Here is a 20,933-nt window from a genome sequence, read left to right as displayed (position 1 = left end):
CCATGCGCGACCCTGATCGCGATGAAGCCGTGGCCTCCACGGCCATCACCACTGCGTCGGGCCCTCCCGGCGCAGCGGCCGAACGCATGGTGTTCTGCGCCGACCTGCACGGAAACCTCGGGCAATTCGAATACGTTCTCGGCTACGCGCTGGATCGCGGCATCGAGCTTGTCGTCTTCGGCGGCGACCTGACGCCCAAGGATCCCAAGCGGCGCACGCCGGCACAACAGCGGGCGTTTCTTGCCGAAGACCTGTTCCCGCTGCTCCGTCGCGTCGTGAACCCGCAGCGGCTACAGGTGATGCTGATTCTCGGCAACAACGATTTCCGCTCGAACCGGGATTTCGTCGTCGCAGCGCAGCGGGCCGGCGCGCCGTTCCGCTTGATCGATCGGGACCCGGGTCCTCACAGAAGCCGACTTCGCCATCGTCGGCTATTCATCGGTGCCGTCGACGCCGTTTCGCTACAAGTGCTGGGAACGTCGAGACCAGCGCACGGACCGGGATTACAGCGCGCGCGCGGATACGCGGATGGACGGCGTGGTGAGCGTCGGTGACGACCTGGTGCCGCACTCGCTCTCGGAAATGCTGCAGCGGACGTCGATCGAAGAGCAGCTGCATGCCTTGACCGCAGGCCTACCGATGGCCAGGGCCGTACTGGTCACCCATGCACCGCCGTATGGGACGGTCTGCGACGTGGCTCACGGCCATCGACACGTGGGTTCGCGGGGGCTCCGGGCCTTCATCGAGCAGCGGCAGCCCCTGTTCGGCCTGCACGGGCATATCCACGAAACCGTGGATCTCTCTGGCTCCTTCGTCGAACGGATCGGACGGACGCAGTGTGCGGCGGTCGGCAACGATCACCGGCTGGATCGCCCGTGGGTACTGGAGGTCGAGCTGGGAGAGGAACCGGTCGTGCGTAGAGTTCGGATCTGAAACATGAGGCCGTTGGGGCAACCGGACCCTTTTACCCCCGTAGCGCCAAGAGCGACCGAACTGAAACCGGCCGATGTGTTGGCCAACGCGTGCCACGCATTCTTCGCGCACCACGCTCCAATCGACTGAAAAATCCCGGCGGCCGCCACGTTCATTGATCGGACCCGAACGGCTTGTCTCATGCCACACCGCCGAATCGAACCGGACGTCTGCCGCCTGCTCGTCGTCGAGGACTGCGATGAGCGCATTTCCCGTTTCCGGGAGTGGATCCTGCCGCCGTTCCGGCCGACCTTCGTTCGCAGCGCCGGGCGGGCGCTGAAGGTGCTGGAACTGGACGGCGACCGGACCTTCGCCGGCATCCTGCTCGATCACGACCTCGACCAATCCGTGGCCATGGCATTGGAGCAACAGCTGAGCGGGCTGCAGGTGGTCGAACGGCTGGTTCATCGAGTCGATCGGGATGTGCCGATCCTGATCCATTCCGTGAATCCACCCGGCGCGCGGAGAATGGCGCGTTGCCTGCTCGACCACGGCTTCGACGTCACTCGGATTCCCTTCGATGCCTTGACTCGGGCCAGGCTTCGGCGGTGGCTGGAGGTTGTGCGGGAAGAATGGGAAGCGAATTTCTAGTGGGTTGGTGAGTTGGTTGGTTGTTGGTGGTTTGGTCGATGGGTTCGATCCGCTCGACCAGCGGAATTCTGAACCGCACCATCGATCAGAGAGAACGCCGGATGTCCTTGAGCAGGAGCACCAGGTGCAGCGGATCGGTGGGACTGGGTTCGAATTCGGGAATCAGGTGCTGGTAGAACCCGCGGGCGGGTTCGGATTCGGCATGTACGAGCAGGCCGCGGCAGCCGATCTCGTCGCCGATGGCCGCGACACGCAGCACGACGTCCTGCAGCAGGCCTGCGCCCAGGCCCTTGCCTTCATGGGCGGAATCGACGCCCAGCCGCGCAAGCAGCGCGACCGGCTGGGGATACCGGCCGGCGCCCTTCCGCAAGCGCTCGGGCGCGGCGGCGGTCTCGATCTGCACCATGGTCCATGCGTAGTAGGCGACGGCCCGATCGCTCCCGACCGGGGTGACGACGAAGACCCTGGTCGTTCCCGAGGCCACGGACATCCGGGCATGCCGCCGTAGCCAATCGGTCTGTTCGGGCGAACTGCACGAGAAGTCGTCGAGTTCGTGTCGGGCTTCGAGAGGGGCCGGCGCCCGATACGTCATTCGCTGAACGGCGAGGGACGGTCCATCAAGCGGCGAACGCCCGGAAGCTCCCGCGCAGGACGCGCGTTGATCCGCTCCCAGGCCGCGAGCGCCTCGGGGTCCAGCGCGAACCGGTTCCGATCGGCCAGCACGCGCTGTGCCGCCGCAGTCAGACTGGCTTCGGCAAACTCGGTCAGGCTGCCGCCGGTTTCGCGTACGGCCTGCTCGACCAGCTTCCGGACGGCGGACGTGGTTCGGAATTCGAGTCGTTCCTGGCGGGTTCTGGTGGTCATGGGAATCTGCAATGCTGCTGGTGTCCGGCCAATGTACGGCCAGACGGGTCCGGCGTCAAGAGACCGCCTGTCCCTCAGGATGGCCGGGGTGAGTTCGACGATTCGGACTCCGCCGTCAAAGCCACGCGGAACCGCCGGTCGGGCTGCACGCTGGTGTGTCGCGACGGGCGCGCCCCTGTTTCGCCGGCTTCGGTCGGCTAGGCTTGCAGCATGAACCTGCTCTGTTTTCCGTCCGACGAGCCCTTGCGCGATCTGCTGCTGCCGCTGCACCTGCGGCCGGACGTGGTGTTCGTGGCCGATGTCGACGGGCACGGGCGTGCCGAGGCGCTGACCGAGCGGCTGCTCGCCCACGGCCTGGAAACCGTCGCGCTGGCGTTTCCGTCATTCGGGGCCTGCGCCGATCACGAGGCGGTGTTGATGGAGACGCTGGCGCCGCTGCTGGAATCGGCCGGCGAGCCGGAGATCGTGCTGGCGCTCGGGGATTGTGGCGGGCCGTGGGAGCTGTCGTGCCAGCGATTCCTCAAGGGCCTGCTGCGGGCCGGGGAGTTCCAGGTGCTGGTGCTGCTGAACGCGGGGCGCAATGCTGCGCGGGTGGATCCCGGCCCGGTCGCGTTCGAGGAGGTACCGAGCCTGCTGGAGCCGGCCGACTACCTGGCGGCCTGCAGCGCGACGCTTCGTCGGTCCGTCAGCGAGGAGGCCGCGTTCGAGCAGCGCGTCGGGGCACGGCGGGCGTTGACGCTCCTGCTCGCGCGGGAATGCGCGGCGCTGGGTCCTGCGCTCGGCACGCTGAACTACCTGGCCACGCAGGCCGTGGACCGCGACGGCGAAGCGCTGGTCGAGCCGAAGCAGCACCTGCCGAAAGCGCCGGCCTCGCCGCTGCGCGCGGCTCTCGCGGCCATGGTCGAGGCCGGGGTCCTGGATCACGACGGCGATCGGGAACTGATCTTCCGCAGCGCCGAGGCCTGCCGCTTTGTTGCCGGCGGCTGGCTGGAGGAGTACGCCTGGCTGACGGCCTCGGAGCTGGACGCCGAGCACGTGCACGCCGGGCTGGAGCTGACCTGGAACGCCGGCCCGGGCATCGCGCCGCGCAACGAGCTGGACCTGTTCGTGCTGCACCGCAACCGGGCCCTGACGGTGGAGTGCAAGACCTCGACGATGGGCGACGGCGACCCGACCGCGCAGATCCTCTACAAGCTCGACAGCATCGCCGACCGGCTCAGTTCGCTGCCGGGCAATGCCGCGCTGCTGAGCGCGCGCGAGGTGCCGGACTTGATCGTGAAGCGGGCGCGGGCGCAGGACGTGACGGTGTTCGACGCCGAGCGGTTGATTGGTTTTCGGGACTGGCTGGGGGAGTGGTTGGCTGGTTAGTTCGTTGATTCGTTGGTCCGTTGGTCCGTTGGGGTTGGCTGGTTGGGGGGCGATCAGCGTTCGCGGGATTCGCGAACGGCGTCGAGGATGTCGTCCATATCGATATCGGCGTCGACCGCGGGTACGTCCAGCGGTGATCGATCACTTTGCTGCCTGGCGCGAAGGATGAAGACGCTGCCGTCCCGGCGGCGGATCTCCACATCCTCGGTCTTGGCCAGGTCGAGCAGATGCGCGAGGTTCTGTCGTGCCTGGGAATAGGTATAGCTCTTCATGAATCGGTCTCCAGCGTATCGATGGCCAGGCGTTGCGCCAACTCGAGCATCCCTCGATCAAGGGTCAACAACGGCAGGCGGTGCCGTCTTGCCGTTTCCAGAAAATACGCGTCATACGCATAGATTCCTTGCTCGGCCGCCAGTTCGAGTGCCGAGCCGATATCGCAACGCCGGGATTGCACCGGAATCGTCGAGAACGACTGCCAGGCAACGGCGGCCTGCTCGGCGCTGATCCGCCCGCGACGGACCATGGCTGAAAGCGCGTTTCCGACTTCGAACGGCAGGACGTCCGGCGCCGACAGGTTGGCACCGCGCGTGGTATCCAGAATCGCAGCGCGCCGTTCTTCGCCAAGAACCACGGCCAGGAACGCACTGGTGTCGACGACAAGCTTCATTGCACCATTGTACAACTCGCAGCCCGGTTCATCCACGGCATCGATCGGCATCGCCGCTTCCTTCATCGGTCTCCCGATTCGGGGTTCGGGGTTCGGGGTTCGGGGTTCGGGGTTCGGGGTTCGGGGTTCGGGGTTCGGGGTTCGGGTTACAGGGTTCGGGGTTCCAGGCGTCTCCTCCTTTACGAAGGAAGCCGCGACCGCTCGCCGATCCCCCGCCTCGGAATCGTCATCATCACTCGGCCCCGCTCTTGCCCAGCTCTTCGCTGCGCCTCCGCGTCTCTGCGCAAGCCGCTTTTCCCGGGTTCCGGGTTACAGGGTTCGGGGTCCCAGGCATCCCCTCCATTACGAAAGAAGCCACGACCGCTCGACGATCCCCCGCCTCGGAATCGTCATCATCACCCGGCCCCGCTCTTGCCCAACTCTTCCCCGCGCCTCCGCGTCTCTGCGCGACCGGCTTTTCCCGGATTGCGGAACGCATCTACGTTCAGCGCCGCGGGCGGGACGACGGCGAGTTGCCGATCGCGTAGGCGCGCCACGCGCCATATCGAGAACTCCAACTGTCAGACCACCGCCACTGACCCTGGATGCGACGTGCATCCCCATTGACCAAGTGGGCCTCGATGCGCACGGCATCGAGCAGGAAGATGCTCATGCCCAGCTCGACGCGCGGTGCGCGAACTCGCCCCCAAACCCGGCTTCCTTGCGGTGACAGCGGAGGCGCACCCTCGTCGCGCCGGTCCGGGCGGTAGTGGCCGACGATCCGATGACCCACCGGGCCGTCCGGCACCAGCGCGACGTGCAGCCAGCCGGTCGCGATCAATCGCCCCGTCGGTTCGAACCATTCGACGGCGTAGTCGATGAACCGCACGTCGGTCGCGTAGGTTCTGATCGGGCCGAACAGCAGCGGCAGCGCCAGGACGAGCACCGCGAGCCACCGCCCCCGCGTCATGCCGCGATTCCCGCATGCACGCTGGCGATCAGCGCGCCGAGGCTGAGCACCGCCAGCGCGCCGCTGGTCCAGCGCACGCTGGGATCCTCCTCGCGGTCGATCGCGTGGACCAGGCCGATCCAGAAGGTCACCAGCATCAGCACCGCAAGAAAGGCGACGAGGATGGGCTGGGGGTGCAGGACAGGGTCGGCCAGCGAGGCCGGGTCGAGGTGGAAGTGGATGTCGTTCGACGGCAAGGGCGTTTCTCCCGGTTCGAGTGCGCGGAAGAAACGCCGCGGCCTGCCGGATTTTCAATTCCGGGTCAGCGCGCGCGTCGCGCCAGGTCGGCGATGCCTTCGAGACTCTCTGCGTCACGCCCGAGTCCGGCATTCAGGCCGACGTCGGTGAACAGCTTGCCGACCGGCTCGGCCGAGGGCTCGTCGACGAGGCCGGCGCGCAGCTGCCACCCGACCCGCGTGGTGTTGACCAGCGCCCAGTAGGTCGTCGGCAGCAGCACCACCAGCCGGTCGGCGCCCCGCTCGGCCTGCAGGCGCCGCGGTACCCGGCCGAACGCCGGCTCGCCGCGCGGCCCGGCCCGGTAGAGCCCCAGCCGCGTTGTCTCGGTCGGCCGTTCGATCCGCTCGTGGTGCCACTCGACCCAGCCCTGCCGCAGAGCGCGCGGCGTGCCGGCAAGCACGAACACCACGCAGCGCAGCCGCCCCGCTTCCCGGTCGGCGCGGTACTGGGCATCACTGCGCATGTCGATGACCCCGCCCGGTCCGCCGCAGCCGGCATCGGCAACGAGGGGAAGCAGAAGAATCCCTGCAAGAAGAAGGAATTTCATGATCGGCACGCCTCCGGATCGTATCGGGTTCGTGTTCAACAACGCCCGGGCCCCGCGATCTTTGAATCGCCGGCTACAGCAAGCGGAAGAACAGCGCCATCAGCGCGAGGCCGATCGACAACAACAGCGCTCCGCCGATGCGGCTTGCTGCATTGCTGTTGCGGCCCAGCAAAAAGAGGAGACCCCAGAACAACGCCGGCGTCGCCCAGAACAGCAGGATGACCAGCGCCGGGCCTTCGGGGTGCAGGTTCGCGGCAATGGTCATCGCCACGAGCAGGAGAAATGCTCCAGCGAGATACGCCATATCTTCGACTCCGTGACCAGTTGCCGATACAACGCGCTGACGGAGGATGTTTTTCAGAAGGCGGAGGCGTCGTATGTCGGACGTCCGTTGGCTCTACAATCGATCGAATTCAATGAATCCGGAAGCTCCGCCGACTGCCATGGACCAGCACGACAACCGTTGCAAACAGAGCTCATGACCTCCCCGACGGCAAGTTGGGCTCGTTTCGACGATTCGGGATTCACCCGCGAGGAACTCCTCGAGTTCTACGAACAGACCCGGTCGCAACGCAACCACCATCGACAGGCGATCTTCGACACGCTGAGACTGAACGTCACGATCCTCTCAGGCATCCTCGCTGCGGAAAGCGCCATTGCCTTCTTCGGAATCCGCAGCCTGATCGAGGCCGAAGGCAACACGACCTTCGGGCTGGTCTCGCTGGGGCTGATCGCTGCGCTGATCCTTGCCACGGCCATTGCGATTGCGGTACTGCGGCAGCGAGTGACGCAACTGACCCGCATCGAGTACCGGAAGGTCCTCGAGTACCTGACGGTGGAGCAGAAGATCGAGCACCTGCTCGGCATTCGAGGCACGCTGCCGGTCGCCTTCCGATTCGAACCGGCGGACCTGCCGTACCGCAGCGATCGAGCGCTGGCTCACCAACGCTGGGTCAAGGGATCGGATGCCGACGCTTCTTCCGAGGCTTTCACCGAGTCGATCATGCAGCGCGAAACCGTGTTCTTCGCGCCGCTGTTGAAGATCATTTCCTGGATCTTCTGGATGAACGTGTTTCTTTCGATCTTCGCGCTGGGGGCATTCGCCATCTTCGTGCTGCAGGCCCTGACTGGATGACCCCTCGACGCTGATGATTCGCTAGCCCCGCGTCACCTCCCGCTGCCCCCGCCGCGGCCGGATCGCCTCGAGGTCCTGGGGCTGGTGGTACGGGTTCGGATCGAAAGTGCTGCGGAACGGGGTGTCGGTCAGGTAGTTCGGGCGCTGGGCGACGACGGGGCGGTCGCCGGCGAGCGACAGCAGCATTTCGTCGCTGTCGAGTTCGAGGATTTCGAACAGGTCGTCGTGCAGGGTCAGCTGGGCGATCTGTTCGGCCAGGTAGGGGGTGGTGATGCCGAAGTACTGGTGGGCGCGGCAGTTGTTGTACATGGTCTCCCAGTCGTGCGGGTACAGGCGCTTGAGCTGGCTGAGGTCCTGCCAGAAACTCCAGGTCTGCAGGCCGTAGCCGCGCAGCAGGGTGATGGACTGCCGGAGCGGCGGGAAGTGGCCCAGCTGGGCGGCCTCGTCGAGCATGAACAGGGTCGGGCGCTCGACTTTCTCGCGCCGGTTCAGGATCAGCTTCATCAGCGCGGCGATCCAGATCCGCAGCAGCGGGGCGTGGCTTTCGAGCTTTTCCGGCGGAATGATCAGGTACACGGACAGCGGCTCGCCGCGGGTGACGGCGGCGGGGTCGAAGCTCGAGCGGCCCATCGCGCGCTGGACCGTGGCGCTGCCGAGGAAGCTCAGGTTGGTCTGGGCCATGGCCAGGATGGAATCGATCATCCGCTCGGCGCTGCCGCCGATGATGGCTGGCGTGTCGCGGACCAGCTGGAACGGTGAACTCTGCATCAGCGGCGCGTGCTCCTGCAGCTCCTTGCGCGGCTTGTGCAGCATCGAGGCGACTTCTTCCAGCGTGCGCAGCGGCGCGGGGCAGATGCCGGCGACGTAGAGCATGATGCCGGCCAGCAGCTGCTTGCCGCGCACGTGCCAGAACGGGTCGTCGTCCATCAGCGTCTGGTAGCTGAGCGCTTCGGCCAGCATCATCACGTCGTCGGCCACGTTCGGCGAGGCGGTGTCGACCAGGTCCATCGGGTTGAACGCGTCGTCGGCGCGGCCGTCCTTGATCGAGTCGAAGGGATCCAGGCACACCACCTGCTGGCCCATCTCGCGCCGCCGGCGCGCGGTGACCGCGTAGTTCTCGCCCTTGGGGTCGACGACGATGACCGGACCCGGGTAGCTCAACAGCGTCGGGATGACCGCGCCGATGCCCTTGCCTGCGCCGGTCGGCGCGAAGGTCATGACGTGGCCGCCGCCGTCGTGAACGATCGGCCGCAGGTGGCGGTCGTCGTCGGGCCGGCCGAGATCGCTGGTGAAGCCGACCGGCGCCTGGCGGCGACGGGCTTCCAGCGACCAGCCGAGCAGCAGGCCCTCGCCTTCGATGGTGTCGGCGACGGGAAGCGGCTCATCGCGGGTCGGTGCGTCGGTCATCGTTCGGGTCCGTCGGGGTCGGGGCGGCGCAGGCGGCCGGCGTCATCGTACGACGGCTGCGACACGGCGCGCGCGAGGGCGCGAGTCAGCTCCAGGTACGGCGTGCGCGGGTCGTCGTGGGTGTACGGCGTGCCGGTGACGGCGAGCCGGCCGTCGATCCGCCGCGTGCACATCCGGCCCGGGGCGGGTGCATCTGCGGACGGCGCCGCACCGGCGGCCAGCGCGCGAACGCAGGCCAGCGCGTCGGCGCTCAGGCGGTGCAGCACCGGCGCGTCGGCGCCCAGACGCACGGCCACGGACGCCCAGCACAGCACCATGCCGGCGGCCGGCACCGGGTCCTCGCCGGCCAGCGCCTCGGCGTCGAGCACCAGGTCGCGGTCGCCGGCGTAGTCGGCGTGCGCGCCGACCAGCCAGCCGAACCAGCGACCGTCGTCGGACGGGTCGACGCGGTCGAGCGCGACGACGACCGGGTACTGCGGCTCGGCGCCGCCGTCGGCCGGCGCGCTCAGACACACGAGCAGGCCTTCGTCCGGGGCGGCCGGGTGCGGTCGCGCGGCAGCCTGGCGGCGGATGGCGTCGGCCACCGCATGCGGCACGGCGCCGGTCGAGGGTCCGGGACCAGGCAGCGGACGGTCGTCGACCGCGACCTCGGATGCGACGGGCCGCACCGGCCGGCCGAGCCACGCGGCGTAGCCGGCTTCGATGCTCTCGACGGAAGGATGCAGTCGGGTCATGCGTCGTCCTCCACCGGCGCCGGATCGCGCCGGTCGTGTTCGGCGAAGGCCTCGAGGCACAGCAGGTCGAAGGCGAAGCGGATCGCGTCGAGGCGGTCGGCCTCCAGCGCGATGCCGCTGCCGACGAGCCAGCGGCCCAGCAGCGTATCGGCGAAGTCGCGCGGATCGCCGAAACCGCCGCGCGGCGGCGCGATGCCCAGCTGGCGGGCCTTGTAGTGGTACGACGGGATCGCGTAGGTCCTGTGCAGCTGCGACAGCGGCAGGCGCTCGCGGCCGTGGCAGAAGTGCAGCGCCAGGTACAGCACGGCCCAGTCCTCCAGCGCGGTGACGAAGTCGCGCGCGCTGACGCGCAAGCGCTCGCCGTCGACGGCATCGGGCGCCTCGGTGGTGCAGTCGGCGCGGACCTCGCCGGGAACTTCGGCGTCCTCGTCGACGGTGCGGCCATCGTCGAGTTCGTCGGACGGCTCGGGGCGGCGGCCGCGCGCGCGCAGCTGGTCGCGCAGCCAGTTGGCGTAGAACCCCAGCAGTGCCCAGGGCTTCAGTTCGTCACGCATCACGCGATCGGACGCGTGGGCCGGCATCAGGACCTTGTCGACGAAGAACGAGTCGCGCAGCGCCCGGCGGGCCGCCGGGTCGCGGCCGGGCACGAGCTGCGCCTCCATCGCGTCGGGACGGGCCTCGAGCACCGCGATGCAGAGGCGGTACAACCGGGTCCACTCCGCCTCGCTCAGCGTGGCGCGCCGGGCCCAGAGATTGGAAAGTTCGTCGGAATCGTCGGTCATGTCGAATGCCGTGCGTGGATCGAGGGCCCGGACCACCGCGGCGGCCCGGCCCGGTATCAAACCCTACCGTTCCCGGGCGCCGCCGTGGGCACGTCGGAACGGGTTCAGGAAAGCAACGCGCGCGACGATCGAATTCTGCAGATTCGACGACAGGCCGGGCACCGGGCGTTCAGGCCGGCGGCGCCGGCCACAGCGCGCCGAGGCGCACCGGGTGGGCGGCGCCGGTGATCGGCGGGGTGTCGATGGCGCGGCCTTCGATGAATTCCCGGGCCAGCCATGCGATCAGCGTGGCCTCGACCAGGTCCGCGTCCAGGCCGTGGTCCGTGGTCGGCTCGAGGTCGATCGCGCGGTCGAGCCGGGCGGCGACGCGACCGAGCAGGTCCGGGTTGTGGACGCCGCCGCCGCAGACCAGTACCCGGTCCGGGGCCAGGTCGTTCAGCGCGTCGGCCAGCGTCGCGGCGCTGAACTCGGCCAGCGTCGCCTGGATGTCGGCCGGCCGGGTGCCGGCGTCGTCGGGCAGGCGCGCGCGCAGCCAGGCCGGGCTGAAGTACTCGATCCCGGTGCTCTTAGGCGCCGGAGCCGAGAAATACGGGTCGTCGAGCAGGCGCTCGAGCAGGGGCCGGTCGACGCGGCCGGTCGCGGCCCACGCACCGCCGGCGTCGAAGCGCCCGGTCTCGTGGTGGGCGCGATACCAGTCATCCAGAAAGCAACTGGCCGGACCGGTGTCGAAGCCGGACACGGCGCCGTCCGGTGCCAGTCGCGTGACGTTGGCGATGCCGCCGAGGTTGACCACGACGCGGGTCTCGTCCGGGTCGTGCAGCAGCGCGCGATGGACCAGCGGCGCCAGCGGCGCGCCCTGGCCGCCGGCGGCGAGGTCGGCGCGGCGCAGGTCGGCGACCACGTCGAGGCCGGTGGAACGGGCAATCCGACTGGGGTCGCCCAGCTGCAGGGTGTGGGGCAGGTCGGCCTCGGGCCGGTGCAGCACGGTCTGGCCGTGGCTGCCGACGGCGCGGATCGCGCTGCGGTCCAGGTCGTGGGCCTCGATCAGTGCGTTCGCCGCCTGCGCGAAGGCCGCTCCGATCGTCGCGTCCAGGGCGGCCAGGCGCGCGGCCGGAAAGGCATCCGGATCGGCGCGCAGTTCGTCCAGCGAGCTGCGGACCCCGGCGGGGTAATCGCCGGTGGTCCCGGCCTCGATGCATGCGCCGCCGGCGGCGAAGCGCACGGCAACGGCATCGATGCCGTCCATGCTGGTGCCGGAAATCAGGCCCAGGTAGAGCGGCTCACTCACTGACGTCGGCAGTCCGCTCGGCGTCGCTCGAGCCCGAACGGCCCCTGTCGCTGCTGGCCAGCATCACGTCGGCCGGCATCAGCCGGTCGAGCCGGGCCAGGTACGGCTCGGCGTGCTCGCGGAAGCGCGGCAACAGGTCGGCAGGCAGCGGCACGGCCTCGGGCAGATCGACGCGGCGCGGATCGCGGTGCCGTCCGTTGACCAGGAACTCGTAGTGCAGGTGCGGACCTGTCGCCAGACCGGTGGCGCCGACCGCGCCGATGGTCTGGCCCTGGCGGACCCGGTCGCCGCGACGCACGTCCTTGCGCGACAGGTGCAGGTAGCGGGTGACGATGTGGTTGCCGTGCTGCAGGAAGATGTAGTTGCCGTTGGCGCGGGTATAGCCGGCCTCGATCACGGTGCCGTCGCCGGCCGCCCAGACCGGCGTGCCGGTCGGTGCGGCATAGTCGGTGCCGTTGTGCGGGCGCATGCGTCGCGTGACCGGGTGCAAGCGGCGCGGGTTGAAGTTCGACGACACCCGGGTGAAGTTGATCGGCGCGCGCAGGAAGGCCTTGCGCATCGGTCGGCCCTCGGTGTCGTAGTAGTCGGGGCCGCTGCCGGCATCGAAGCGCACCGCCTGGTAGGTATCGCCCCGGTTGACGAAGCGCGCGGCGAGGATCGCGCCCTGGCGCAGGAACTGGCCGTCGCGGTAGATTTCCTCGAACACCAGCGCGAAGCGGTCGCCGCGCCGGATGTCCAGCGCGAAGTCGATGTCCCAGCCGAAGATGTTGGCCAGCCGGAGCAGCATGTTGTCCGACAGCCCGGCGTTCTTGCCGGCCGCGAACAGCGAGGAGGTGATCTCCGCCTCGATCTCGACGACCCGGGTCTCGAGGTCGCGCGGCTCCACTCGGCTGCTCAGCGCAAGCTCACCGTCCTCGGCCCGGACGGTCTCGATGAACAGCCAGTGCTCGTCGTCCTTCTCGGCGCGCAGCGCGCGGAAGACCCCGTCGTCGGCAATGTCGAAGGCCAGCTCGTCGCCCGGCCGCAGGTCGGCCAGCGAACGGCCGTGCTCGTCCAGCGTCACGATTCGATGCAACAGCCCGGGCGACAGTCCCATGCGGCGGAAGATCACTTCCAGCGTGTCGCCCGACGCGACCTGCACGTAGTCCCAGGCGAACTCCGGCGTCGGCACCGGCTCGGCCTCGTCGGCCACCGGAGTGATCGGGATCGGGGTCGAGCCGGCCATGCCGTCGCTCGGTGGTTCGGCGACGACCGGCCCGTCGATCGCTTCGACCGCCGTCGGATCGTCCGCTGCGACCTTGCGCGCCTCCGGCGGCGGCGCCGAATCGATGCTCAGCACGACCACGATCACCGCGCAGACCGCGCCGATCAGGCCGAGCCGGACCGCCGGGCGCGCCAGCCACGGCGACGCGGCGTGCAGCCACGCGGACAGGCGCTCGCGGAGCACGCGGGCGCGCGAGGGAGCCTTGCGGGAAGCCATGGGCGAAGATCCGGGCATGCGTCGGGTCAGGCGTTGATTCCGCGGACATTATCCACGATGCGTCAAGCCTGCGATTGACGCGCCGCCCCGGGCCCGGGGCCGCTACACTGTCCGGCCGATCGACCGAACCGAAACCGCCGCTCGCCGCTGACCCGGAACCCACGCTCCCGAACCATGGCCCAGACCCCCGCATCGACCGCCGACCTGCTCGCCGAACTGACCCGCGGCGCCGCTGAAGTCATCCAGCCCGACGAACTGGCCGAGCGCCTCGCCGGCAACACGCCGCTGCGCGTCAAGGTCGGCTTCGACCCGACCGCGCCGGACCTGCACCTGGGCCACACGGTAATCCTCAACGCCATGCGCCGCTTCCAGGACGCCGGCCACACGGTGATCTTCCTGATCGGCGACTTCACCGGCATGATCGGCGACCCCACGGGAAAAAACGTCACCCGCAAGCCGCTGACCGAGGACGCGATCAAGGCCAACGCGCAGACCTACGCCGACCAGGTCTTCAAGGTGCTGGACCGCGACAAGACCGAGGTCCGCTTCAACTCCGAGTGGTTCGGCCAGATGTCGTCGGCCGACATGATCCGCCTGGCCGCGCAGCACACGGTCGCGCGCATGCTCGAGCGCGACGACTTCGAGAAACGCTACAAGGGCGGCCAGCCGATCGCCATCCACGAGTTCCTCTATCCGCTGGTCCAGGGCCACGATTCGGTGGCGCTGGAAGCCGACATCGAAATGGGCGGCACGGACCAGAAGTTCAATCTGCTGGTCGGCCGCCAGCTCCAGGGCCAGGCCGGCCAGAAGCCGCAGATCATCATCACCTGGCCGCTGCTGGAAGGCACCGATGGCGTCCAGAAGATGTCGAAGTCACTCGACAACTACATCGGCATCAACGACCCGGCCGACGAGATGTTCGGCAAGCTGATGAGCATCTCCGACGAGCTGATGTGGCGGTACTTCGAATTGCTGAGCTTCCGCCCGACCGCCGAGATCGACGCGCTGAAGACGGCGATCGCAGAGGGCCGCAACCCCAGGGACGTCAAGTTCGAGTTGGGGCTGGAGATCGTCGACCGCTTCCACGGCAAAGGCGCCGGCGAAAAAGCCCGCGACGCCTTCCTCGCCCGCTTCCGCGACAGCCAGCTCCCCGACGACCTGCCCGAGACCGAACTCGCCGCCGGCGACGACGGCGAACTCGGCATCGCCGCGGCACTCACCGCCGCGGGGCTGACCGCCTCGAACTCCGACGCCTTCCGCATGATCAAGCAGGGCGCGGTCAGGATCGACGGCGAGAAGGTCGAGGACCGGGGGTTGATGCTGCCGGTCGGGTTCACCGGGTTGCTGCAGGTGGGCAAGCGGAAGTTTTCGCAGGTGCGAATCGGGACGAGGGACGAAAGACGAGGGGCAAGGGACGAGTGAACGGCGCAAGCCCGAGGGCCACGGATCCCTGGAGCGCCAAGGGGCGCCCAAAAAAAACTCCCGCGCGCCTCAGAACCGCGAAAAGGGCAGCCGTCCCACTCGTCCCTCGCCCCTCTCCCCTGGCCCCTCGATCCATCCCTCTCCGAAGCCCGGAGGCCCGGAACCGTTAGAATCCCGACTCGAAGCCACTCATCGAGAGAACCCCATGAACGTTCTGGTCATCGGATCGGGCGGGCGCGAGCATGCGCTGGCCTGGAAACTGGCGCAGTCTGCAATCGTCGACACGGTGCTGGTCGCGCCGGGCAACGGCGGGACGGCGGCCGAGCCGGGCGTGGAGAACGTCGACGTTGCCGCCGAGGACATCGATGGGCTGGTCGAGCTGGCGAAGTCGCGCGAGGTCGGGCTGACGGTGGTCGGGCCGGAAGCGCCGCTGGCCGCCGGCGTCGTCGACCGCTTCAGCGCCGAGGGGCTGAAGTGCTTCGGACCGACCGCCGCGGCGGCGCAGCTGGAGTCATCCAAGGCCTTCGCCAAGCAGTTCCTGTCCGACCACCGGATTCCGACCGCCGACTGGATCGTGGTCGAAGACGTTGAGGCGGGCATGGACTTCGCGCGTGGCCACGCGCTGCCGCTGGTGCTGAAGGCCGACGGGCTGGCTGCCGGCAAGGGCGTGGTCATCGCCGAGGACATGGCCACCGTCGAGGCCACCTTGAAGGACATGCTGTCCGGCGACGCGTTCGGCGCAGCCGGCCACCGGGTGGTGATCGAGGAATTCCTCATCGGCGAGGAGGCCAGCTTCATCGCGCTGGTCGACGGCACCGACATCGTCGCGCTGGCGACCAGCCAGGACCACAAGCAGCGCGACGAGGGCGATCGCGGGCCGAACACCGGCGGCATGGGCGCGTACTCGCCGGCGCCGGTGATCACGCCGGAGCTGGAGCAGAACGTGCTCGAGACCGTGATCCGGCCGACCGCCGAGGGCATGGCCGCTGACGGCCACCGCTTCACCGGCTTTCTCTACGCCGGCCTGATGGTCACCCGCACCGGCGCGAAGGTGCTGGAGTTCAACGTCCGGATGGGCGACCCGGAAACCCAGCCGATCCTGATGCGGCTGCAGTCCGACCTGGCCGAGGTGCTGCTGGCCGCGCTCGACGGCCGGCTGGCCGAGGTCGAGCTGGACTGGGATCCGCGGGTCACGATCGGCGTGGTGATGGCCGCCGGCGGCTACCCCGAGGCGTATCGGAAAGGCGATGCCATCACCGGCCTGGACACCGACTGGCCGGAGACGGTGAAGGTCTTCCACGCCGGCACCGCGATCGACAACGGCCAGACCGTCACCGCCGGCGGCCGCGTGCTCTGCGTGACCGCCATCGGCGAGAGCCTGGAGCAGGCCCACGGCGAGGTCTACCGCTGGCTGCCGCGCATCGGCTTCGCCAACGCCTACTGGCGCGGCGACATCGGGCACCGGGCGTTGGCGCGGGACAAGAGTTCTTGAGTTTTTCCCGCAGATGAGCGCAGATGGACGCAGATAAAGGCAAGAATCGGCTGAAAGGCTTCGCTGCGTAGCGCGGCGTTCGTGCCCCTCGATTTGCACGCTTGTCCGTGTTCTGCGCAGGCCGGGCCCTGGAGCGGAAAGGGCGCTCGGTCCATCGAGTCTCCCTGAAGCCACGGTGCTCGAAACGCCTTGCTTCATCCGCGTTGATCGGCGGCTCATCGTTTCTTGAGTTATTACCGCAGATGGACGCAGATGGACGCAGATAAAAGCAAATGCGGCAAGAAGGGCTCGATGCTCCGGGCTTGACCCGCGCCCGTGGAATCACTTTGGCTCCTGTGGTTCCAGAAACAGCGTCCGGCAGCTCGTCGACCTCCGGCATATCGATTCGATCCGGAAGCACGGTGCTCGATTTCCTTTGCTTCATCTGCGTTAATCTGCGTTCATCCGCGGTTCCTCAGTTTCCTGATCGCCGCACGAACCCCGACCCCGAACTGCAGGCCCCGATGGACGTTTCCCACATTCTCGACGAGTTGAACGACGCGCAGCGGCAGGCAGTGACGGTCGAGGCGCCGCATTGCCTGGTGCTGGCGGGCGCCGGGTCGGGGAAGACGCGGGTGCTGGTCCACCGGATCGCCTGGCTGATCCAGGTCGAGCACGCCTCGCCGATGTCGCTGCTGGCCGTGACCTTCACCAACAAGGCGGCCAGCGAAATGCGCGGACGGGTCGAGGAGCTGCTGCAGATTCCGTCGGCCGGCCTGTGGATCGGCACCTTCCACGGCATCTGCCACCGCATCCTCCGGCGGCACGCCGACGAGGCGGGGCTGAACCCGAACTTCCAGATTCTCGATTCCGACGACCAGTACCGGCTGATCCGCCGGACCATCCGCGAGATGCAGCTCGACGAGGGCGAGTATCCGCCGCGCGTGGTCCAGGGCTTCATCAACGCGCGCAAGGACGACGGCGTGCGGCCCGACCACATCGACCCCGGCGGCAATCCGCTGACCGCGCAGATGATCGAGATCTACCGCACCTACCAGGCCGCCTGCGAGCGCTCCGGCCTGGTCGACTTCGCCGAGCTGATGCTGCGCACCGTCGAGCTGCTGCGCGACAACCCGGCCCGGCTGCAGTACTACCGCAACCGCTTCGGTCACGTGATGATCGACGAATTCCAGGACACCAACACGCTGCAGTACGCGCTGGTCCGGCTGCTGGCCGGCGGCGAGGACGCGCGGCTGTTCGTGGTCGGCGACGACGATCAGTCGATCTACGGCTGGCGCGGCGCGCGGGTCGAGAACGTCCAGCATTTCGTGCGTGACTTCGGTCCCGAAGTGGTTCGCCTGGAGCAGAACTACCGCTCGACCAGGACCATTCTCGAGGCCGCCAACCGGGTCATCGACCACAACGACGACCGGATGGGCAAGAACCTGTGGACCGAGGGCGAGGAGGGCGAGCCGATCCGGGTGTTCGCCGCCTACAACGAGGACGAGGAAGCCGAATTCATCATCGGCCGCATCCAGGACTGGGTCGAGTCGGGCCGCAGGCCGTCGGAAGCCGCGGTGCTGTACCGCTCCAATGCCCAGTCGCGGCTGTTCGAGCAGGCGCTGCTGCGCGCCGACATCCCGTATCGCGTCTACGGCGGGCTGCGCTTCTTCGAGCGCGCCGAGGTCCGCGACGCGCTGGCCTATCTGCGCCTGGTCCACAACCCGGCCGACGACGCGGCCTTCGAACGCATCGTCAACGTGCCGGCGCGCGGGATCGGCGAGCGCACCGTGGCCGGCCTGCGCGAAGCCGCGCGCACCCGGGACCGCACGTTGTGGGACACCACGCTGCATCAGCTGAACACCGGCGCGCTGGGCGGCCGGGCCCGCAACGCGCTGGCCGGCTTCGTCGAGCTGGTGCGCGGGCTGGCGGAAGAGGCCGAAGCCACCGACCTGGGCGGCCTCATGAACCGGATCATCGAGCGCTCGGCGCTCATCGAGCACTACCGGGCGCGCGAGCCGGCCGACCGGGCCGAGGCGCGCCAGGAGAACCTCGACGAACTGATCCGCGCGACCGAGAACTTCGAGCCGTCGATCGAGGACGAGCAGGCCGGCCTGAGTCCGACCGCCTCGTTCCTGACCCAGGCCGCGCTGGAAGCCGGCGAACACCAGGGCGAGAAGTGGGAGGACTGCGTCCAACTGATGACGCTGCACTCGGCCAAGGGCCTGGAGTTTCCGCTGGTGTTCATGGCCGGCATGGAAGAAGGCCTGTTCCCGCACCAGAAATCGACCGAGGAGCCCGGCCGGCTGTCCGAGGAGCGCCGGCTGGCCTACGTGGGCATGACCCGGGCCATGGAACTGCTGTATCTGAGCTACGCCGAATCGCGCAGGCTGCACGGCCAGACCCTGTTCGGCCGCCCATCGCGCTTCGTCGGCGAACTGCCGGCCGGGCTGGTCCAGGACGTCCGGCCGCGGCTGCAGGTCAGCCAGGCGCGCGCGCCGCGCGAGCACGGCGGCGGGCTGCCTTCACTGGGCAGCCGGGTCAGTCACGCGAAGTTCGGCGCCGGCACCGTGCTGTCGGTCGAAGGCCAGGGCGAGAACGCGCGAATCCAGATCAATTTCGACGACGCCGGTCCGAAATGGCTGGTCGCCGGCTACGCGGTGCTCGAGCGGATCGGCTGATCCCTGGGCCATGAACCGCGACCGCACCGCTCCGGTTCAGGCGTTGTCGTAGAAGCGGGCCACGTGGATCGGCGGATCGGCCTTCCTGTCTTCCTCGCGCCGGCCGGGGCGGCTGGCGCTCAGCGACCCCATCAGCCGGGTCTCGCGCCCGGCCCGGCGCGTGATGATCTGGGCCTTCTGCTGGGCGTGCAGCGGCCGATCGCACAGCACCACGTGCTCGCGCAGGGTCTCGTCGATCATCGGTGAGACGGCAACCTCGACCGGGTCCGAGCCGTCCAGGCCGATCAACACCCCGGCGCGATATTCGTTGTCGAGCGAGCGCTGCTCGACGAACATCCCGAACGACAGGCCGCCGAGCATCTCCTCGGCACGCTGGCGTTGATCGTCGGAAACGCCCGGATTGAAGATGTCGTGACCGGTTTCCTCTTCGGCGTCACTATCTCGAAACTTGTTCATTTTCTGCTCCCGGTTCCGACGGTATCGGCCGGTCCCGATTTCCATCCCGTTACACTACTGCAACCTGCCGGCCACTGTCCACGCTGCATGCCCTCGACGACCCCGATCGAACTGACACTGCCGGCCACCGGGGCCCGGATCGCCGGCCTGCACCGGCCGGGGCCCGGCCCGCGCGTGCTGGCACTGCACGGCTGGCTGGACAACGTACTGACCTGGGCACCGGCCTTCGAGGCGCTCGATGGGCTCGACCTGGTGTGCATCGACTTTCCCGGCCACGGCGAATCGCCGCCGCGCCCGCACGCTGCCCGCTACCACTTCGACGACTATGTCTTCGACGTGCTCGGCGCACTCGACGCCCTGGGCTGGGACCAGGCGCACCTGCTCGGTCATTCACTGGGCGGCGCTGTGGCCTCGGTGACCGCCGCGGCCTGTCCGGCCCGCGTGCGCACGCTCAACGTCGTCGAGGGGCTGGGACCGCTGTCGGCACCGAGTACCCGGACCGCGGCCAACTGGCGCCACGCGCTGGCCCGGCAGCGCCCGCGGCCGCGCCGCATCCATCCCGACCGCGCCGCCGCGATCGGCGCCCGGGTCCACGATTCCGACCTGCCGGTCGAGGCCGCCGAGCGGCTGGCCGAACGCGGCCTGACCGAGGTCGACGGCGGCTGGCAATGGCGGCACGACCAGCGCCTGACCTGGCCATCGACCCAGCGCTACACCGAGCCGCAGGTGCTCGACCTGCTCGCCGCGATCGAGGCACCGACGCTGTGCGTGCTGGCCACGCCGCGCTCGCGCCTGCTGCCCGACGGCCTGATGGAGCGTCGCGCCGCCGCCGTGCGCTGCCTCGAGCGGGTCGACGTCGAAGGCGGTCACCACGTGCACATGCAGGCAGCCGAACCCGTTTCCCGACGCATCAAGGACCATATCCATGCCCACGAACACCTCCGTGACTGACCCGGCCGAACGGTTGATCTTCGCGCTCGACGTGCCCGACGCCGAACGCGCCCGGCGGCTGATCGCCACACTCGGCGACCACGTACGACACTACAAACTCGGCCTGGAGCTGTTCCTGTCCGGGGCCTACTTCGAACTCGCCGACGAACTCGACGCGGCCGGCAAGCAGGTGTTCGCCGATCTGAAGCTGTTCGACGTGCCGGCCACCGTCGGCCGCGCCGTGGCCCAGCTTTCGAAACGCGGCGTGGACTTCATCACCGTGCACGGCCAGGACGCGATGCTGGCCGAAGCCGCGGCCAACAAGGGCGACAGCCGCATCCTCGCCGTCACTGCACTGACCAGCCTCGATCAGGGCGACCTCGACGATCTCGGGTTCGACTGCGATGTCGGCGCGCTGGTGCTGTCGCGGGCGAAGCGGGCGCTGAAACTCGGCTGCGATGGCGTGGTCTCCTCGGGCCTGGAAGCACCGGCCCTGCGCGCCGGCGCGGATCCGGCGCTGGTCGTGGTCTGTCCCGGCATCCGCCCGGTTGCCAACACCGACGACCAGAAACGCACGCTCGGCGTCGAGCAGGCCTTCGCCAACGGCGCCGACTACATCGTCGTCGGCCGGCCGATCCGCGACGCCGACGACCCGGCTGCGGCCGCGGCCGGCATCCAGGCACAGATTGCATCCATTTTTGCGAGATAGAACAGATTCTTACAACGCTTACTCAAGGTGTTGCATTCAAAACAGGCTTCAGGTTATTATTTCTCCGCGCCGGCTCGTCGCCGCGAACCGGTTGCAGCGACAACAACATCCGATAAAGCGTGTCGCCATGATCACGTGGGGATGAATCCGGCTTCGGCCGGTTTGCAGGCAGGACGCTCCCGTCCTGCCTCTTTTTTTTGCCCG

Annotated in this window: 23 protein-coding genes; 10 read left to right on the top strand and 13 right to left on the bottom strand. The window is 68.6% G+C overall.

Annotated elements, in window-relative coordinates; genetic code table 11:
- Positions 1-2 precede the first annotated feature (2 nt).
- From HFP89_RS01830 to HFP89_RS01820, 3 genes are all read left to right on the top strand, one after another.
- Positions 3-554, top strand: a complete 552-nt coding sequence (locus HFP89_RS01830) for a metallophosphoesterase family protein (protein ID WP_168715933.1) — start codon at positions 3-5, stop codon at positions 552-554.
- Positions 529-933, top strand: coding sequence for a hypothetical protein (locus HFP89_RS01825; protein WP_168715932.1), 405 nt, complete (start codon positions 529-531; stop codon positions 931-933). The genes HFP89_RS01830 and HFP89_RS01825 overlap by 26 nt, the downstream gene beginning before the upstream one ends.
- A gap of 180 nt (positions 934-1,113) precedes the next feature.
- Positions 1,114-1,563 carry a cyclic-phosphate processing receiver domain-containing protein gene (locus tag HFP89_RS01820; protein WP_168715931.1) on the top strand — a complete coding sequence of 150 codons (450 nt, stop codon included), beginning with the start codon at positions 1,114-1,116 and terminating at the stop codon, positions 1,561-1,563.
- A gap of 85 nt (positions 1,564-1,648) precedes the next feature.
- Here HFP89_RS01820 and HFP89_RS01815 read toward each other — a convergent pair whose 3' ends face one another.
- Positions 1,649-2,053: a GNAT family N-acetyltransferase gene (locus tag HFP89_RS01815; protein ID WP_206212176.1), complete on the bottom strand. Its 405-nt coding sequence runs from the start codon at positions 2,051-2,053 to the stop codon at positions 1,649-1,651.
- A 98-nt stretch (positions 2,054-2,151) separates the two neighbouring features.
- Positions 2,152-2,427: a DUF1778 domain-containing protein gene (locus tag HFP89_RS01810; protein ID WP_168715929.1), complete on the bottom strand. Its 276-nt coding sequence runs from the start codon at positions 2,425-2,427 to the stop codon at positions 2,152-2,154.
- 210 nt (positions 2,428-2,637) lie between these two features.
- On the opposite strand from HFP89_RS01810, the gene HFP89_RS01805 reads away from it, so the two are divergent.
- Entirely contained in the window at positions 2,638-3,795 is a 1,158-nt protein-coding gene (locus tag HFP89_RS01805) for a DUF1887 family CARF protein (protein WP_168715928.1), read from the top strand.
- Between the two features lie 53 nt (positions 3,796-3,848).
- On the opposite strand, the gene HFP89_RS01800 is transcribed toward HFP89_RS01805, so the two are convergent.
- The 5 genes from HFP89_RS01800 to HFP89_RS01780 form a co-directional block, all read right to left on the bottom strand.
- Positions 3,849-4,067, bottom strand: coding sequence for a type II toxin-antitoxin system Phd/YefM family antitoxin (locus tag HFP89_RS01800; RefSeq protein WP_168715927.1), 219 nt, complete (start codon positions 4,065-4,067; stop codon positions 3,849-3,851).
- Positions 4,064-4,528, bottom strand: coding sequence for a type II toxin-antitoxin system VapC family toxin (locus tag HFP89_RS01795; RefSeq protein WP_206212175.1), 465 nt, complete (start codon positions 4,526-4,528; stop codon positions 4,064-4,066). Before HFP89_RS01795 ends, HFP89_RS01800 begins: the two co-directional genes overlap by 4 nt.
- 418 nt (positions 4,529-4,946) lie before the next feature.
- Positions 4,947-5,411, bottom strand: a complete 465-nt coding sequence (locus HFP89_RS01790; RefSeq protein ID WP_168715926.1) for a hypothetical protein — start codon at positions 5,409-5,411, stop codon at positions 4,947-4,949.
- On the bottom strand, positions 5,408-5,647 hold the full coding sequence (locus HFP89_RS01785) for a hypothetical protein (protein ID WP_168715925.1): 240 nt from the start codon (positions 5,645-5,647) through the stop codon (positions 5,408-5,410). Before HFP89_RS01785 ends, HFP89_RS01790 begins: the two co-directional genes overlap by 4 nt.
- 65 nt (positions 5,648-5,712) lie before the next feature.
- A complete protein-coding gene (locus HFP89_RS01780; RefSeq protein ID WP_168715924.1) occupies positions 5,713-6,234 on the bottom strand; it encodes a hypothetical protein in 522 nt (173 codons plus the stop codon).
- Here HFP89_RS01780 and HFP89_RS01775 point away from each other — a divergent pair.
- A complete protein-coding gene (locus tag HFP89_RS01775; RefSeq protein ID WP_168715923.1) occupies positions 6,233-7,369 on the top strand; it encodes a hypothetical protein in 1,137 nt (378 codons plus the stop codon). The two genes, HFP89_RS01780 and HFP89_RS01775, sit on opposite strands and share 2 nt — an antisense overlap.
- A 21-nt stretch (positions 7,370-7,390) precedes the next feature.
- Here the strand turns inward: HFP89_RS01775 and HFP89_RS01770 are convergent, their stop codons facing one another.
- The 5 genes from HFP89_RS01770 to HFP89_RS01750 form a co-directional block, all read right to left on the bottom strand.
- On the bottom strand, positions 7,391-8,776 hold the full coding sequence (locus HFP89_RS01770) for a type IV secretory system conjugative DNA transfer family protein (RefSeq protein ID WP_168715922.1): 1,386 nt from the start codon (positions 8,774-8,776) through the stop codon (positions 7,391-7,393).
- Entirely contained in the window at positions 8,773-9,510 is a 738-nt protein-coding gene (locus HFP89_RS01765) for a hypothetical protein (RefSeq protein WP_168715921.1), read from the bottom strand. Before HFP89_RS01765 ends, HFP89_RS01770 begins: the two co-directional genes overlap by 4 nt.
- Positions 9,507-10,292, bottom strand: coding sequence for a hypothetical protein (locus HFP89_RS01760; protein ID WP_168715920.1), 786 nt, complete (start codon positions 10,290-10,292; stop codon positions 9,507-9,509). The genes HFP89_RS01765 and HFP89_RS01760 overlap by 4 nt, the downstream gene beginning before the upstream one ends.
- 169 nt (positions 10,293-10,461) lie before the next feature.
- On the bottom strand, positions 10,462-11,580 hold the full coding sequence (locus HFP89_RS01755) for an anhydro-N-acetylmuramic acid kinase (protein ID WP_346775175.1): 1,119 nt from the start codon (positions 11,578-11,580) through the stop codon (positions 10,462-10,464).
- Positions 11,573-13,060, bottom strand: coding sequence for a peptidoglycan DD-metalloendopeptidase family protein (locus HFP89_RS01750; RefSeq protein ID WP_168715919.1), 1,488 nt, complete (start codon positions 13,058-13,060; stop codon positions 11,573-11,575). Before HFP89_RS01750 ends, HFP89_RS01755 begins: the two co-directional genes overlap by 8 nt.
- Before the next feature lie 174 nt (positions 13,061-13,234).
- Between HFP89_RS01750 and tyrS the strand changes: the two genes are divergently transcribed.
- The 3 genes from tyrS (at position 13,235) to uvrD (ending at position 18,634) form a co-directional block, all read left to right on the top strand.
- The gene (gene tyrS / locus HFP89_RS01745) at positions 13,235-14,482 is read left to right on the top strand and encodes a tyrosine--tRNA ligase (protein WP_168715918.1); all 1,248 of its coding nucleotides are present in this window, start codon (positions 13,235-13,237) and stop codon (positions 14,480-14,482) included.
- Positions 14,483-14,687: 205 nt separating this feature from the next.
- Entirely contained in the window at positions 14,688-15,974 is a 1,287-nt protein-coding gene (gene purD, locus HFP89_RS01740) for a phosphoribosylamine--glycine ligase (protein ID WP_168715917.1), read from the top strand.
- Between the two features lie 503 nt (positions 15,975-16,477).
- Positions 16,478-18,634: a DNA helicase II gene (gene uvrD, locus HFP89_RS01735; RefSeq protein ID WP_168715916.1), complete on the top strand. Its 2,157-nt coding sequence runs from the start codon at positions 16,478-16,480 to the stop codon at positions 18,632-18,634.
- A 36-nt stretch (positions 18,635-18,670) separates the two neighbouring features.
- On the opposite strand, the gene HFP89_RS01730 is transcribed toward uvrD, so the two are convergent.
- Positions 18,671-19,090, bottom strand: coding sequence for a hypothetical protein (locus HFP89_RS01730; RefSeq protein ID WP_168715915.1), 420 nt, complete (start codon positions 19,088-19,090; stop codon positions 18,671-18,673).
- An 87-nt stretch (positions 19,091-19,177) separates the two neighbouring features.
- Between HFP89_RS01730 and HFP89_RS01725 the strand changes: the two genes are divergently transcribed.
- Positions 19,178-20,041: an alpha/beta hydrolase gene (locus tag HFP89_RS01725; RefSeq protein WP_168715914.1), complete on the top strand. Its 864-nt coding sequence runs from the start codon at positions 19,178-19,180 to the stop codon at positions 20,039-20,041.
- The gene (pyrF, locus tag HFP89_RS01720; RefSeq protein WP_168715913.1) at positions 20,016-20,729 is read left to right on the top strand and encodes an orotidine-5'-phosphate decarboxylase; all 714 of its coding nucleotides are present in this window, start codon (positions 20,016-20,018) and stop codon (positions 20,727-20,729) included. The genes HFP89_RS01725 and pyrF overlap by 26 nt, the downstream gene beginning before the upstream one ends.
- Positions 20,730-20,933 lie beyond the last annotated feature (204 nt).

Origin of the sequence: Wenzhouxiangella sp. XN79A (assembly GCF_012272825.1) — a bacterium.
Lineage (GTDB): Bacteria > Pseudomonadota > Gammaproteobacteria > Xanthomonadales > Wenzhouxiangellaceae.
The sequence above is the reverse complement of the archived record's forward strand: the minus strand, read 5'-3'. Positions and strand labels throughout refer to the sequence as shown.